Annotated in this window: 12 protein-coding genes; 2 read left to right on the top strand and 10 right to left on the bottom strand. The window is 40.2% G+C overall.

Going from position 1 to position 15,032, the window contains the following annotated elements; all coding sequences use genetic code 11:
• The first annotated feature begins 6 nt into the window (after positions 1-6).
• Positions 7-2,361 (top strand): EAL domain-containing protein, encoded by a 2,355-nt coding sequence (locus tag CXF79_RS16950; RefSeq protein WP_101156721.1) that lies wholly within the window; start codon positions 7-9, stop codon positions 2,359-2,361.
• A 102-nt stretch (positions 2,362-2,463) separates the two neighbouring features.
• Here the strand turns inward: CXF79_RS16950 and CXF79_RS16955 are convergent, their stop codons facing one another.
• The 10 genes from CXF79_RS16955 to CXF79_RS17000 all read right to left on the bottom strand — a co-directional run bounded on the left by CXF79_RS16955 (position 2,464) and on the right by CXF79_RS17000 (position 13,586).
• Positions 2,464-3,216 (bottom strand): enoyl-CoA hydratase-related protein, encoded by a 753-nt coding sequence (locus CXF79_RS16955; protein WP_232769231.1) that lies wholly within the window; start codon positions 3,214-3,216, stop codon positions 2,464-2,466.
• 163 nt (positions 3,217-3,379) lie between these two features.
• A complete protein-coding gene (locus CXF79_RS16960; RefSeq protein WP_101156722.1) occupies positions 3,380-3,880 on the bottom strand; it encodes a MaoC family dehydratase in 501 nt (166 codons plus the stop codon).
• Positions 3,877-5,481 (bottom strand): GMC family oxidoreductase, encoded by a 1,605-nt coding sequence (locus CXF79_RS16965; RefSeq protein WP_101156723.1) that lies wholly within the window; start codon positions 5,479-5,481, stop codon positions 3,877-3,879. Before CXF79_RS16965 ends, CXF79_RS16960 begins: the two co-directional genes overlap by 4 nt.
• A 245-nt stretch (positions 5,482-5,726) precedes the next feature.
• Positions 5,727-6,896 (bottom strand): lipid-transfer protein, encoded by a 1,170-nt coding sequence (locus CXF79_RS16970; protein ID WP_101156724.1) that lies wholly within the window; start codon positions 6,894-6,896, stop codon positions 5,727-5,729.
• Positions 6,897-6,907: 11 nt separating this feature from the next.
• Complete coding sequence (locus CXF79_RS16975) at positions 6,908-8,080, bottom strand: CaiB/BaiF CoA transferase family protein (RefSeq protein WP_101156725.1); 1,173 nt, start codon at positions 8,078-8,080, stop codon at positions 6,908-6,910.
• 66 nt (positions 8,081-8,146) lie between these two features.
• Positions 8,147-10,528 (bottom strand): TonB-dependent receptor, encoded by a 2,382-nt coding sequence (locus CXF79_RS16980; protein ID WP_101156726.1) that lies wholly within the window; start codon positions 10,526-10,528, stop codon positions 8,147-8,149.
• 112 nt (positions 10,529-10,640) lie between these two features.
• Positions 10,641-11,801 carry an acyl-CoA dehydrogenase family protein gene (locus CXF79_RS16985; RefSeq protein ID WP_101156727.1) on the bottom strand — a complete coding sequence of 387 codons (1,161 nt, stop codon included), beginning with the start codon at positions 11,799-11,801 and terminating at the stop codon, positions 10,641-10,643.
• A 10-nt stretch (positions 11,802-11,811) separates the two neighbouring features.
• Positions 11,812-12,639: an SDR family NAD(P)-dependent oxidoreductase gene (locus CXF79_RS16990; protein ID WP_101156729.1), complete on the bottom strand. Its 828-nt coding sequence runs from the start codon at positions 12,637-12,639 to the stop codon at positions 11,812-11,814.
• A gap of 55 nt (positions 12,640-12,694) precedes the next feature.
• Positions 12,695-13,108 (bottom strand): MaoC family dehydratase, encoded by a 414-nt coding sequence (locus tag CXF79_RS16995; protein ID WP_011041514.1) that lies wholly within the window; start codon positions 13,106-13,108, stop codon positions 12,695-12,697.
• A gap of 37 nt (positions 13,109-13,145) precedes the next feature.
• Positions 13,146-13,586: a MaoC family dehydratase N-terminal domain-containing protein gene (locus tag CXF79_RS17000; protein WP_101156731.1), complete on the bottom strand. Its 441-nt coding sequence runs from the start codon at positions 13,584-13,586 to the stop codon at positions 13,146-13,148.
• 262 nt (positions 13,587-13,848) lie between these two features.
• Here CXF79_RS17000 and CXF79_RS17005 point away from each other — a divergent pair, with 262 nt between their 5' ends.
• A complete protein-coding gene (locus CXF79_RS17005; protein WP_198560090.1) occupies positions 13,849-14,868 on the top strand; it encodes an AraC family transcriptional regulator in 1,020 nt (339 codons plus the stop codon).
• Positions 14,869-15,032: the final 164 nt, after the last annotated feature.

Raw genomic sequence — 15,032 nt, forward strand, 5'->3', positions numbered from 1 at the left:
TCGTATATGGATACTAGCAGTTTTATTGCCCTACTCTACAATGCAGCACTCCTAATTTCTTTAGGCGTCATTTATGATGCGCTGAAGCTTGAATCAATCAAGAATAAAAAGCTACGCGACCTAATCTCTGGATTATTGGTCGGTATGCTCGGCCTTGCAGTGATGAACACTTCATGGGAAATGGCCCCTGGCATGTTCTTTGACACGCGATGGGTGTTGATCAGTCTTTGTGGTTTGTTTTTTGGCCTGGTACCAACCCTAATTGCCGGAGCTATGATGGTTAGCTTAAGGCTTCATATAGGCGGGGCAGGAATTCTAGTCGGCTCATTATGTGTCATCATCCCTGGCAGTATTGGTTGTTTATTTGCCATTATATTAAAACGAAAAAACCTGAAGCTTGATTGGTTCAAGCTATATTCTTTTGGCATGCTGATTCAAATCACGGTGTTGGGTTGTATGTTACTAATGCCCGAACATTTACGTTACAAAGTTATAGGCGCAGTTATACAGCCAGTAATCGTCGTTTTCCCTGTATGTACCATGCTAGTGGGTTTGATACTAAGGCGTCAACGTGATCGCAGAAAATCTGAATATGACTTAACTGAAAGCCAAAAATTGTTAAACAGAGAGCAAAGCTTGATGAGAGGTTTGATTGGCTCATTACCTGATTTAATATCTTTTAAAGATGTGCAAGGACGCTATCTTGGCTGCAATCATGCTTTTGAACAATTCGTTGGCCTGACAGAGCAAGAACTGAAAGGAAAAATGGATCAAGAGCTAAAGGGGAATTTTAAACCTTCTGATATCGCAGGGCTTGATGAGCAAGAAATTATTGCCAGTGGTAAAGTGTACAGTCAAGATGAATGGGTAGTTTACCCTGACGGTAGCAAAGTATTACATGAAACCATTAAGAAAACTTTTGATGGTTTTGATGGAACTCGTTATGGTTTAATGAGCGTTAGCAGAGACATCACTGAACGCAAAAATCATGAAGATCAAATTCAACGACTCGCCTTTTATGACTCATTAACACAATTACCTAATCGCAGGATGTTGCAAGACAGATTGCAACTTCTAGTGACCACTAGTGTTCGTGACGAACGATTCAACGCACTTTTTTTCATCGACCTTGATCACTTTAAAACCCTTAACGACACCCAAGGGCACAATATGGGTGATCAATTATTAATAGCGGTTGCCGCCAGAATACAAGACAGTGTTCGAGATGAAGATATTGTCGCTCGATTAGGGGGTGATGAGTTTGTTGCCTTAATTTCTAATCTTGGTGAAGATGAAGCAACTGCTGGTCATGTTGCCGAAAAAGTCGCTGAAAAAATACGTCTCTCCATTTGCCAACCTTACAAATTATCTATCAAAGAAAATGTAGATGCTAACAACGAAATGATTTTTCACTGCACGCCAAGTATTGGCATCAGTTTATTCAAATCAAACTTAACCAGCCCCGATGAAATTCTAAAACAAGCTGACGTTGCAATGTACCAAGCAAAAGCGGCGGGCAGAAATGCTATTCGTTTCTTTGATCCAGCTATGCAGATTGCGTTAGAAGAAAATGCGGCTATGTTAGCTGAACTGCACCAAGCAATTGATAATGGTGAGCTTGAATTATTTTACCAAATACAAATAGATGAAACTAAGGGCATTCAAGGTGCCGAAGTCTTATTACGCTGGTTTCATCCGATACGAGGAATGGTTTCGCCACTTGATTTTATTCCTATGGCGGAAGAAAGCGGTTTAATCATACCCATAGGACGTTGGGTATTAGAGTCAGCTTGTCATCAACTTAAAGTGTGGGAAAACATCCCCAACCGAGAAAACTGGCAAATATCCGTTAATGTGAGTGCCTTACAATTTCAACAAGAAAATTTTGTTGAAATTGTGCAAGAAATCATCCTTTCAAATAATATAAATCCCCACGGTTTAAAACTGGAATTAACCGAAAGCATGGTGCTAGATAATGTAGATATTATCATTGAGAAAATGCACCAGTTAAATCAACTCGGTATTGACTTCTCGATGGATGATTTCGGTACTGGATACTCTTCTCTTTCGTGTTTGAAACGATTACCACTGAAGCAGTTAAAAATAGATCAATCATTTGTACGTGATATCACCACAGATCCCGATGATGCCGCAATCGTACAAACCATTATCAACTTATCTAACAGTCTAAAATATGACGTCATTGCAGAAGGTGTTGAAACCCAGGAGCAGCGTCAATTTTTATTTAATAATGGCTGTAGTCAATATCAAGGTTATTTGTTTAGCCGTCCTGTGCCTATTGCAGAGTTCGAGGAATTAGTAAGCTCCATGTCAGTTAACTTTGCTGCGGCGCTAGACTAAAAGGCATAAAGCTGTAGTGGCCTTTAGACCTTGAGTTAAACACCACTACTTAATTAATTTACTATTTTTCACACTTGATAAATTCTCTTAATATCTGACTGATTAAGAAAATTTAGTTAACATTGACTGACAATATTCAGTTTTCAACAATCGTGTCACTTCACTTTTTTCACTATTGATAACATCTAACATCAATTTATCTGTCGATTGGCGCATTAATCGTCTGCTTGTTTGTACTGAGTCTGCTGGTAATTTGGCAATGGTTTGTGCAACATTCAGTGCCTTTGCTATCACCTCATTAGGTTGGCAAACCTGATTAACTATGCCGTATTGATAGGCTTGTTCTGCGGTGAAAGGTGCCCCTAATACAGCCAACTCGAATGCTCTATTTAGACCAACTTTTAGTGGCAGCAATAAACTTGCTCCGGCTTCCAAACAAATGCCTAGGTGTGCAAAAGGTAGGATAAACTTACTATTATTAGCCGCAATAATCATATCGCATTGCAACAATAATGTAGTGCCAATGCCAACGACTGGCCCAGCAACCGCAGCAACAATAGGTTTAGAGAATGTTGCCAATTGCTCTATAAATACAAACGCAGAAAGCTCTTCTTCATTGCCTGATTCTGCAAAATCATTACCAGCAGTAAAACAATTTTCATCTCCTTGAATGAGCAGACAATGTATATGTGCTGATTCATTGGCATAGGTTAAATGCTCACACAAAGATTTATACATGGCAGCATTAATCGCATTTTTTTTCATTGATCGGTTTAGCGTTATAGTCAAAACGCCTTGATGTTCTTCTGTTAAAACTAAATTGTTCATTGTTGGTTCACTTAATAAGAGAGACATTTTTATGCCAAAATAAATTGGCTTTTAAAACCTATACCCAAAGCACTTGAAGATGAATATTCATCTAGTTTGGATATATAAGAGTCAATTAACGTTAACAAAACCAGTAAAACACTATTACTTTAATTGGGTTGTTTATCGGTTTAATGCATCAACGAAGTCATTAAATACTTGGAAATCTTTGTAAGACTATTTCACCTTCCACTTCCAATACCGTCTTTCCTTTGGCATTTTTCACATCAAACGTTAATTCTGCATTTCCTCTGTCACTACGAGTATCTACGCTTAATTTGGCAATGGTCATGTTAACCGTTAGGCAATCATCAACAAAAACAGGTAGTCGAAATTGACATTTTCTAAGCTCTCGTCCTGCTACAATATGCCAATTGGTATAGATGTTATCAAAGGTTAAACGCTGCATTATGCCTAAAGTATGGATGCCACTGGCACACAGTGCACCTATAGGTGATAACTTCGCTTTTTCTGGGTCGACATGAAACTCCATAGGATCGTAACGTTTGGCAAAATCAATGATCTCATGCTCTGAGACTTGATAATGGCCATAAGAAAATTGCTCTCCTTCTTTAAGTTCATCCCAGTAGATCTTTTGATTTTTTTCTGTTTTGGCTGACTTTAATGCAGACTCACTGATAACGTCACTCATTGTGAATCCTCATAATCAGCCAGAATCATATCGGCAGCTTTTTCACCAATCATGATGGTAGGTGCGTTGGTATTACCACTGACCAATTTAGGCATAATAGATGCATCTACAACTCTAATTCCATTTAAACCATGTACTTTAAGCTGTTCATCAACAACAGCCATAGCATCATACTCAGTGCCCATTTTACAAGTACAAGCGGGATGATACTGAGTGTCTGAGCGATTACGAATGTCTTGCTCTAGGGCATGCTCATTGCCTTTTTCAAGGGGAAATAACAGCTTTTGACGAATACCATCGAAAGGACTACTTTCAAGTATAGCGCGCATTTTTTTCGCACCACGTTTGATCAAATCTAAATCTTTGTCATTATCAAAAAACTTAGGATCTATTGCTAACGAATCTTCTGGATTACTACTATTGAGTTTCACTTCACCTGTGCTATCAGGACGAAGCACCGTAATATGGCAACTATAACCATGACCAAAATTCACTTTACGGGCATGATCATCGACAATACCGGGTACAAAGACTAACTGTGCATCTGGCGCGACTACATTGTCCTGCGTACTAAAAAATGCCCCTGATTCTGCCAGCGTACTGGTGATTTTTCCAGAACGTTTATTCTTCCATTCAAACATCCATTTAAGCATGCTGGTACCACCTTGTAGTGATAGACCAAAAGTCTCATCACTACTGGCAACTCGATAAGTTTGTATATAATCAATGTGATCTTGTAAGTTTTGACCTACACCTGGGAGATGGTGAACAAGTGGGATGTTTTTATCTGAAAGGTGCTCTTTTGGACCAACCCCTGAGAGCATTAAAACTTGTGGTGAACCAAAAGCACCACCGCTAAGAATGACTTCTTTATCACATTGAATATCGACTGATGTTTTATCTTTTTTATAGCGTATGCCGACTGCTTTCTTTCCTTCAAATAATACTTTTTCCGTTAATGCATGAGTGATTACCGTTAAATTTGGACGGTTCAAATGCGGTGTTAAAAAGGCTTTAGCTGCGCTACAACGTTCACCATTTTTTACCGTGCGCTGATACATAAAACAACCTTCTTGCTCAGCGCCATTGTAATCATCATTCTGTTTCAGCCCTTGTTCCTGACAAGATGCAATAAACATTTCATTGGTATTACTGGCAGCCGTTGCATTGGAGACACCTAGCGGACCATCTTGGTTGTGATATTGGTCAGAAAAATACTCATTGCCTTCAGATTTTTTAAAGTAAGGCAGTACTTCTTCATAGCTCCAGCCCTTGTTGCCTAACGCTGACCAATTATCGTAATCCCATTTATTGCCTCTTACGTACAGCATGGCATTGGTAGATGAACAGCCTCCAAGGGTTTTTCCCCGAGGTTGATAACCTTTACGACCGTTTAGTCCTTTTTGAGGAATAGTTTCAAATGCCCAATTATTTATCTTCGTAGGCAACATTGCTGCTACGCCTGCGGGGGCATGAATAAAGACACTTTTATCGGGTCCGCCCGCTTCTAATAAACAAACAGTAATATTAGGATTTTCGGTTAAACGCGCAGCTAAGACACAACCTGCGGAGCCAGCACCAACAATAATATAGTTGTACATTTTCTCTTCCCCATCATCTATTACAACTCATAACGGTTGCTATTTATTAATACCAATCTCATCAAGTTTTTACTCACTTGTGTTGGTTAAAATATCTCAAGCCGGCGTTGCTCTCAATCCCAATAGCCAGCTATTGGTCAATCAAGCGCCTACCCTTGAATTATTTTTCCTGCGCACAACAAGATCACAAATTTAATGACATTGGTATAAAACTCGAATCACCGAAGTGACTCGAGTCGTCTTTTTTATTTTCCGTAAAGCGTTACAACCACTGCCCCACCAAGACCAACATTATGCTGTAAAGCTAGTCTAGCACCTTCAACTTGACGTGCGCCTGCTTGACCACGTAGGTGCCAAGTTAACTCAGTACATTGTGCCAGCCCTGTTGCGCCAATAGGATGACCTTTGGACATCAAGCCTCCAGATGGACCAATAACAAACTTCCCGCCATAAGTATTATCACCTTGGTCGATAAATTCAGCGGCGCCACCTTCAGGGCAAAGCCCCAAGCCTTCATAACTGATCACTTCATTCGTGGTAAAACAGTCATGTAATTCAATCACATCAATGTCTTCTGGGCTAATGCCTGCCATGTTATATACTTTTTGGGCTGCTATTTCTGTCATGCCCTTACCCGCCGCATAAATAGGATCTTGCCACGATTTCTCAGTGTCTGTTGCCATGGCTTGCGCTAGAATTTTCACCCCATTAGTGATGCCATTTCTTGCAGCAAAAGCTTCACTACAGACAATAGTCGCCGCCGCGCCACAAGTAGGAGGACAGGCCATTAGGCGTGTCATATAACCGTCATAGATCACTTTGTCATTGAGCACATCTTGATAGGTCAGCGGTTTAGTAAACATAGAATAAGGGTTATGCACCGCATGACTACGTGATTTTGCAGAGACTTTGGCAAAAATATCAGCTTCAGCACCATATAAATCCATATAATGACGTCCTGCAGCACCAAAGGCTTGCAATGCCAGAGGTCCATCGGGTGCATTAAATTTTTCTAACACTGGTTTTGCTCGATCAAAAGGACTTTCTCTATCGTCCCAACCTGAGCCCAATGCGCCTGGTTGCATTTCTTCGAAACCAAAAGCCAACGCACATTCAATTTCGCCCGAGAGCACCGCTTGTCTCGCTAAAAACAGCGCAGTGGAACCACTAGAGCAATTATTGTTGACGTTTACAACAGGAATACCACTTTGAATAACATCATAAAAAGCATGTTGGGCACAGGTACTATCACCATAGATATAAGCACCAAAAGCTTGCTGAATCTTTGCTGCATCAATGCCTGCATCAGCCAATGCGATCTTTATCGCTGTAGCTGCCATCACACGATACGGTTCTTGTTGGCCCGGTTTACAAAACTTTGTCATACCGACGCCAGCTACGATTACTTGACTCATTTCTTTATCTCCTAAGATTGTTTTCCAAAAATACCATCAGCTTTAAGCTGATTAATTTGTTGTTCACTAAAACCAAACTCTTGTTGTAAGATTTGGTTGTGTTCACCTAAGCTACAGCCTTTAAAATGATATTTGGCAGGGCTAGCTGACATTTTTATTGCACAGCCTACTTGTTTAATACCATCAACCTCGACAATCATTTCTCGACTATTAATTTGTTCATGCTGACACGCTTCGTCCATGGTTAACACGGGTTCAACACAGGCATCGATTGAACGAAATAATGTTTTCCAATAGGTAAAATCCTGCGATTTAAAAATGTCGGTTAATTGCGCCTTAAAGGCTTGCTGATGCGCTAACTTAGGCGAAAGAGCTAACTCGACTAATGCTGGCTGCCCTATTGCTTCGCACAAGGTTTTCTTAAATTGAGGCTCTAAACCACCCACGGATAAATATCGATCATCATTGGTTTGGTAGTAATCATAAAACTGCTGACCATTAAGTAATTCTTGCTCCGGTCCTGTTGTTGCTGCTGCGCCTAGATAATTTGAGGCAGCAAAAACATTTAGACTAAAAGCGGCATCAGTAATACTGATATCGATTTGTTGTCCAATACCCGTTTCTAAGCGTTGTATAACTGCTGCCAGCAAACCTGCAACAAGGTGCATAGAGCCGCCTGCCACATCAGCTACTTGAATACCCGCAGGCACAGGCGCGGTATTTATTCTGCGGCTATAGTCTTGCGTGCCTGCGATAGCCAAGTAATTATTATCATGACCGCCTCTATCTTTATAAGGGCCGGTTTGTCCGTACCCCGTTAACGAGCAATAAATAAGTTTAGGGTTAATCGCTGTTAACGCTTCGTAACCTAAGCCCAACTTATCCATCACGCCAGGTCTAAATTGCTCAACCACCACGTCATATTCAGCAATCAGTTGTTTGACAATTTCAATAGCGTCTGGCTTTTTAAGATCTAAACCCATGGATTTTTTCGAGCGATTTAAATAACGATGTGCATACGAAGCATCACCATCAAGCTCGCCAATCATGCGTGCTAAATCAGTACGACCCGGCGCTTCAACACGTAAAACCTGGGCGCCTAAATCCGCTAATACTAAGGTGCCAAAAGGACCCGGTAACAAGGTTGAAAAATCTAATATTTTTACATTAGCAAGTGCTGACATAACTAACCTTATAAAATAAGAAGGGAGTTTTCTCCCTCCTTGCTCTGTTAAAAACTTGGTAAGGAATTATTCAAATAAGTAACTAAATTGCAGTGTTACCGTGCTAGGTTGACTGAAGGAAGCAAATTGCGAACCTGCAAATAGTGGTACATCATTGGCGTAATAAAAATAGCTTTCATCGGTTATATTTTTAAAGATAAGATCTGTTTTCCAAAGACCATCAGGCGAAGCGACACTTACTGCGGCATTCCAAACGATATAAGCTTCTTGTACTGTAATAGGGTCTAAATCTGCAGTGGCAAAGAAATCATCAACATAGTTGCTATCAATACGGCTAGTGACCACATATTCGTTTATGGCGAACTCATGTTGTAAACTTAACGATAGCGTTATTTCAGGCACATCTTGATTGGTTTTACCTGAAAGATCATTCAGCCCCGCAGCGGCACAAGCTGACCCCGTCAAACCTGAGTCAATCACTTGCTGTGCTGTACAACCGGCATTCTTATAATCGTCGAATTCAAAATCAATGTAACCAAGGTTAACATCTAAGGTAAATTCGTCGTTTATTAACCATCGTAATTCAGCCTCAAGACCACGAGAGGTAGCTTTTGCTGCATTTTCAACAACAAACGTTGTTCCGCCAGTAAATAATGTGGTCTGCATATTGTCATAAGCAACATTAAATATAGCGGTATTTAACAGCACAGTACCATCGAAAAATTCAAATTTACCGCCAATTTCAGAAGAAATAGCCTCTTCATTTTCGTATTCAATTTCATCTAAATCAGGCGACATAGCAATAGCATTAAAACCGCCACCTTTAAAACCTTTACTCACTGAGACATAAAAACTGGCCGAGTCAGAGGCAAGCCAAGTTAAACTAGCAGAAGGTGAAAATAGATTCTCTTCTCGACTTACTGGTACGGAATGCGGGAACGCTTCCATAATGGCCTGACTCCAAATGAAAAGCTCAGTCGGGTTAGTTAATGGTAAACCGCTCTTACTGCCATCACCCGTACCACCGTATACTTCCACTGTTTGACGACCTGTTTTTTCTTCTTTTGAATAACGCCCTGACAGTTCAAGTTTCAGCGACTCTGTTAAGCCAAAAGTAACTTGGCCAAATAATGCTAACGAATCGGTTTCTTGTTCAAGTTCATTAAAACGACTGGTTACTGCATGCTCAATAGGAATAGGAAAGGCGCCCGCAACAGGAGTACCCGGAGCTGTGGCAAAATCAGCAACCGCATCAACTAATAAGTCACTGTTTTGCCAAAAGACACCAAATAAATATTCAAAGTTATCGTTATCTTCTGAAACAAATCTTAACTCTACGCTGTTCTGTTGGTAGTCTTCTGATTCACTAAACTGTATGACGGGTAAAGGACCAAAATCAGCATCTTGAGAGCGAACAAAATCTAAATTAGATTGTGCTATGGTGGCGCTAATGGTGCCTTGATCTATTTTATAGTCACTTTTTAGCGCATATTCGCTAAAATTAGCATCCATGAAATAAGGTGTTTCTTCGCCATTAAAGCCTAAGCCAGGGTAATTACCATTTGAAATATTGGTTTTACCATCAATATTGGCTTCTGCGCCAAACATTCTAGCGAGCCCTGTTATGGGTTGGCTGTCTTCCAAATAGAGGATCTCATAAGGGGCTCCTTTTGTCTCAAATGTGCCATTTTCTGCACGTAAGTTAACTTTAAAGTCATCGTTTACCTGCCAGTTTAAAATACCACGTAAAGCGCTATCTTCCTTGGTCGGCATGGTTTCGCCATTGGCTTCATTTTCAACCCAACCTTCCTCGCTATTTGATCCCTTAAAAGCAAAACGTCCCGTTAAAGATCCACTCTCGTTAAGTGCCCCGGTTACATAGCCTGAATAATCGACTTTTTCATATTCAAATTCATAAGCTGCAATTAGTTTTGCTTCAAAATAATCTTTCGGTTGTGCTGGCAAAATGCTGATAACACCACCAACAGTATTTTTACCAAATAAACTTCCTTGAGGGCCACGTAATACTTCAATAGCATCAACATCCATAAACGAAAAACGTGATTGCACACCTCTCCCATGATAAACACCATCTAAAAATATGCCGACCGATTGCTCACCGCCCGCTTGAAGATCTGAATTAACCCCACGAATAGAAATAGTATCTTGTACCGCATTTTCAGAAATACTAACGTTAGGTAAAGACTGAGATAAGTCGTCTAACTTATTAATTTTCATTTGGCTTAATGATTCACCACTAATGACACTGACAGAAGCGGGCACTTCTCGCAGAGTTTTAACCCGTTGACCGCCTCTAACTTCAATCACCTCAACATCTTTGGTATCAACTGTTGATTCATTCAGCTCTTCTGCTGCCACGTTATTAACTAATAACGCTGAGGCAACCGACATTGCGATAATGCTTTTTGCTATAGGTAGGATATTCATAATATCTCCAATTATTCCACTTAAGTGAACAAGGCTTTTTATTATATTTTTTAGCCTAATTATTGTAATAACTTGTCATATGTTCTTATTATTATTCTTATTCTTATTCTAATTAGTCTTTAATCAGCTCTCTGCCGATGATTTCTTTCATTATTTCTGAAGTACCACCGTAAATTCGTTGCACCCGTGCATCAACAAATTCTCGCGCGATTCTGTATTCGGTCATGTAGCCGTAGCCACCAAAAAACTGTAAACACTCATCTGCTACTTTCCCTTGTAACTCAGTAACATGCAGTTTAGCCATTGAAGCGGTAACCGCATCGAGTTTGTTTTCAGCCAGTAGCATCACACACTGATCAACAAAGGCTTTTTGCACACGAACGCCTGTTGCAAGCTCTGCCAATTTAAAACGCGTGTTTTGAAAATCAGCTATACGCTTACCAAAAGCATTGCGCTCTTTCACATAATCTAGCGTTATTTCTAACATACCCTCGGCCGCTGCCTGTCCTCCGACTGCTAACAATAAACGTTCGCGAGGCAATTCCTTCATCATGGCGATAAAACCAGTATTAAGTGGCCCCAACAACGCATCATCAGGTACAAACATGTCATCAAAAAATAGTTCTGAGGTATCTTGGCAATGAATACCAAGCTTCTTCAGTTTTTGACCTTTGACGAAACCTTTGGTGTCCGCATCAACAATAAATAATGAAACACCTTTCGCGCCAGCATTGGGATCGGTTTTACAGGCGAGTACCACAATATCGCAATGTTGACCGTTGGAGATGAAGGTTTTACTACCATTAATCACATAACCGCCATCAACCTTCTTCGCCGTGGTTTTCAATGCTTTCAAATCACTACCCGCACCTGGCTCGGTCATGCCAATAGCACCAACACATTCACCACAGGCCATTTTAGGTAAGTACTTTTGTTTCTGTGCATCAGTACCCATATTTAAAATATAGTGACCAACGATGCCCGCATGAACGGCAATACCACCACCCGCTATAGCGCCAACACCGCGACGATAAAAAATATCATTAATCAGTGCTGCGAATTTAAAATCAACACCAAAACCGCCGTATTCTTCTGGCATGTCCACACATAACAAACCGGCTTGACCTAACTTGTTCCATATCTCTCTTGGCATCCAAGCGTCGTCTTCCCATTTTTCATAATAGGGAGCAATTTCTTTATCAATAAACTTATTCACCGATTCAGAGAAAATCCGTAAATCTTCATCAATCCAAGTACAATAAAAAGGTACCATTGTTGTTCTCCTACATTCTTAAACCACCACCAACGACCACGGTTTGGCCACTGATGTAATTTGATTCTGGCGTACAAAATAAATAAATTCCGTTAGCCGCTTCTTCAGCAGTACCACTGCGACCAAGAGGTATCATTCGGGCAAAACCTGCACTCACTTTTTCAGGAATACCCACGCCAACTTCGTTGCCATCAACTACAATCGTTTTCTTTACATCGGTTACTTGTGTTAGACGAGTTTCAACCACACCAAAAGCGACACAATTAACATTTATTTTAAGGCGACCTAATTCTTTAGAAAGGGTCTTAGTCATACCATTCAATGCCGACTTCATCGAGGAGTAATTTACCTGTCCGATGTTGCCGTATTCACCGGCGATAGATGAGATGTTAATTATTTTACGGAACACTTCTATACCGGCCTCAGCTTCATTTTTTGCCGCTGGAGTTACCGCTTTAGTAAATGCTCGGTTGAGTTGAAAAGGTGCTTTAAGGTGAATATCATACATAGCATCAAATTGTTCATCCTCAGCCTTGTGAAGCAGTGAGTCCCAGGTGTATCCCGCGTTATTAACTAAAATATCTGGCGTGCCAAATGCTTCTATCGCGGCAGCCATATAGTTTTCAGCAAAACCTTTCGCCGTAACACTACCGACAAAAGAAATGGCCTCTCCGCCAGCGGCTTTAATTTCAGAAACAGTTTCTTGGGCTGGTGCCTCATCTAAATCATTGATAACAATCTTTGCACCTTCACTTGCGAGTTTTAATGCCAATGCCTTACCAATGCCGCGGCCAGAGCCAGTAATTAATGCCACTTTATTTTGTAAATTCTTACTCATCATATTCTCTTTATTTCTGTCGTTAATTAAATTGCTTGGGGTAATTGGCTAAAGATCAGTTAAGCGCTATTTCAGCACTGCCAGAAATTTTAATGTCACCGTTTTGATCTTTCGCATCAATAAGTAGCAGCACTAACTTGCTACCATCACGTTCAAATTTTTCTTTCACGATGGCGCTGCAAGTAATTTCGGCAAACAGTTGCGTGATGGCGGTAAAACGAACATCTATTTTTTTAATCGCGGTTTGCGCAACCCAGCCAGTTAACAGTCGTCCCAAATAGGCTGCGGATAACATGCCATGAGCAAAAACATCATTCATGCCCGCTTTTTTTGCGAAGTCGATATCGATATGCATTGGGTTGTGATCTCCCGAAGCGCCAGCAAATAACGCTAATGTCGTGCGTGAAATCACTTTGGTTTGTAATACGGGTAACTCATCACCCACTTGAACTTCATCAAATCCAATCATGTTAATAACTCTCTTTTATTAAATCTTGTGCATGGTATTAGTTACGAACAACGAGTGTCGTTGTCATATCGGCAACGTGTTGTCCTCGTTGATTAGAGACTTTCGTTTTTTCTACCAAAAACTCTAGCGCGCCAGCTTTTTTGTCATAAATGTCGGCAATATGGCTTTCAAAGGTTAACGAGTCCCCGGCTACAACCGATTGATGATAAACAAAGGCTTGATTCGCATGCAGTATTTTTGCCAGTGACGCCCCTACTTTTTCATAGTTTTCAAACGGATTAGGTACGTCCATCTTTAAACTAAAAAAGAAGGTTGGTGGCATAGGTAAAGACTCATACCCTGCATCTTTTGCTGCAGCCTCATCAGTATAAATAGGATTGTTCTCACCAATCGCTTTGGCAAAAAAGCGTAAACGACCTTTTTCTACTGCGGCGGTTACCGATGGAAAGACTTTACCTATGTCGCTTGTGTTTAACATGCTGTTCTCTCTTAATATTTATCGGGCCATGCATCGAAGTTACGATGTTGCAAGACCCTTAGTAGTAAATATTTTTGTTATGTGTTGTGCTAGCTGTTTCGTTATTTGCTTAGTTAGCGCCCTATTAAAACTAGCAAGTTAACGTATTGTTCTTATATGACAATAAACGTCAAAATTGAAATCAATTGACGTATAAAAACAAAACGAACATGATGTCAGGCCATTTATTAATGTATTTACAGACTAAATGAAGGAGAAAAAATTGAACCAAAATGATATCTCTGCCGCAACAGGTGAGTTATTTGCTACCAATATATTTGTTAGGGATTTTTGCTTTCTTGGTGAGTCATTAGGCCTTGCAAGAGAAGAGTTCGCTAAAAGAATAGGGCTATCATTAAAGTCAATTGAAGATCCCCAGGTAGTTATCTCAAAGCATTATATTATCAAGGGGTATACCATTATCCTCGAATACTCAGATGATGAGTTTCTAGGCGCAGGAACCGCAAAGCTGCCACGCGGCTCAGTAGATCTTATGGTTAAATCAGCATGTACCGAGCAAACCTTAGCTCAAGCGTTAAAAGCAATAGAGCAAGTGATAAGAATATCTCAAAGTCCGGTGAACTCCAGCACGATTATTGAGGGTTCACTTGTACGTTGGCGTTTTATCCCCAAAGTTAAAGACCCCCGATTTTCACTACTCATCAGTGCTTTATGTACATGTATGGGGCACAAAGTATTATCAACGTTGATCAAAAAAGAAATACCGTTGAAATACAGCCACTTTATGGAAGATAAACCAAAGAATATTAGTGATTATCAATTTCTTTTTGCTTGCCCAATAAAGTTTAATCAGCAACATTGTGAATTAGCTTTTGATATAAAGTGGCTCAAACAGCCAGTAAAATGTAATTATCAGGAAGTTAAATCTTACCTCGATATTCCTCTCTCATTGATCACATATTCTTTTCAAACCTTAGGTTTTATTCGACAAATTAAAGATTTGTTGTCTGCATGTCCCTATGCCAGATTTCCTAACCAACTCGAACTTGCCGAACAATTAGGTGTATCGGTACGAACCATGCAACGTAAGCTTGATGCAGAAAATTCAAATTACATGCAAATTAAAGATGATATTCGCCAAAGAAAAGCGATTTTTTACCTGGAACATACCGACAAACGCCTTGATGAAATTGCCGAGCGTTGCGGTTTTAGTGAAATGGCCTCTTTTACGCGCGCCTTCATTCGCTGGACCGGTTGCAGCCCTTCAAAATATAAAAACTAGCCTTTATACCAAACAGGTAAATAAATCTCTCTTGTCTTTATGCGTCAATTGATTTCAATTTTGGCGCTTATTATCATGTTTCTTTAATCGCCAAACCGATAGTTTGAATAGCAAGATTGAAGCAATACATACCCGTTACCATTCAAAGTGTAGGATTTCAGTGG

The sequence above is a fragment of the Colwellia sp. Bg11-28 genome (assembly GCF_002836245.1).
GTDB lineage: Bacteria > Pseudomonadota > Gammaproteobacteria > Enterobacterales > Alteromonadaceae > Colwellia > Colwellia psychrerythraea_A.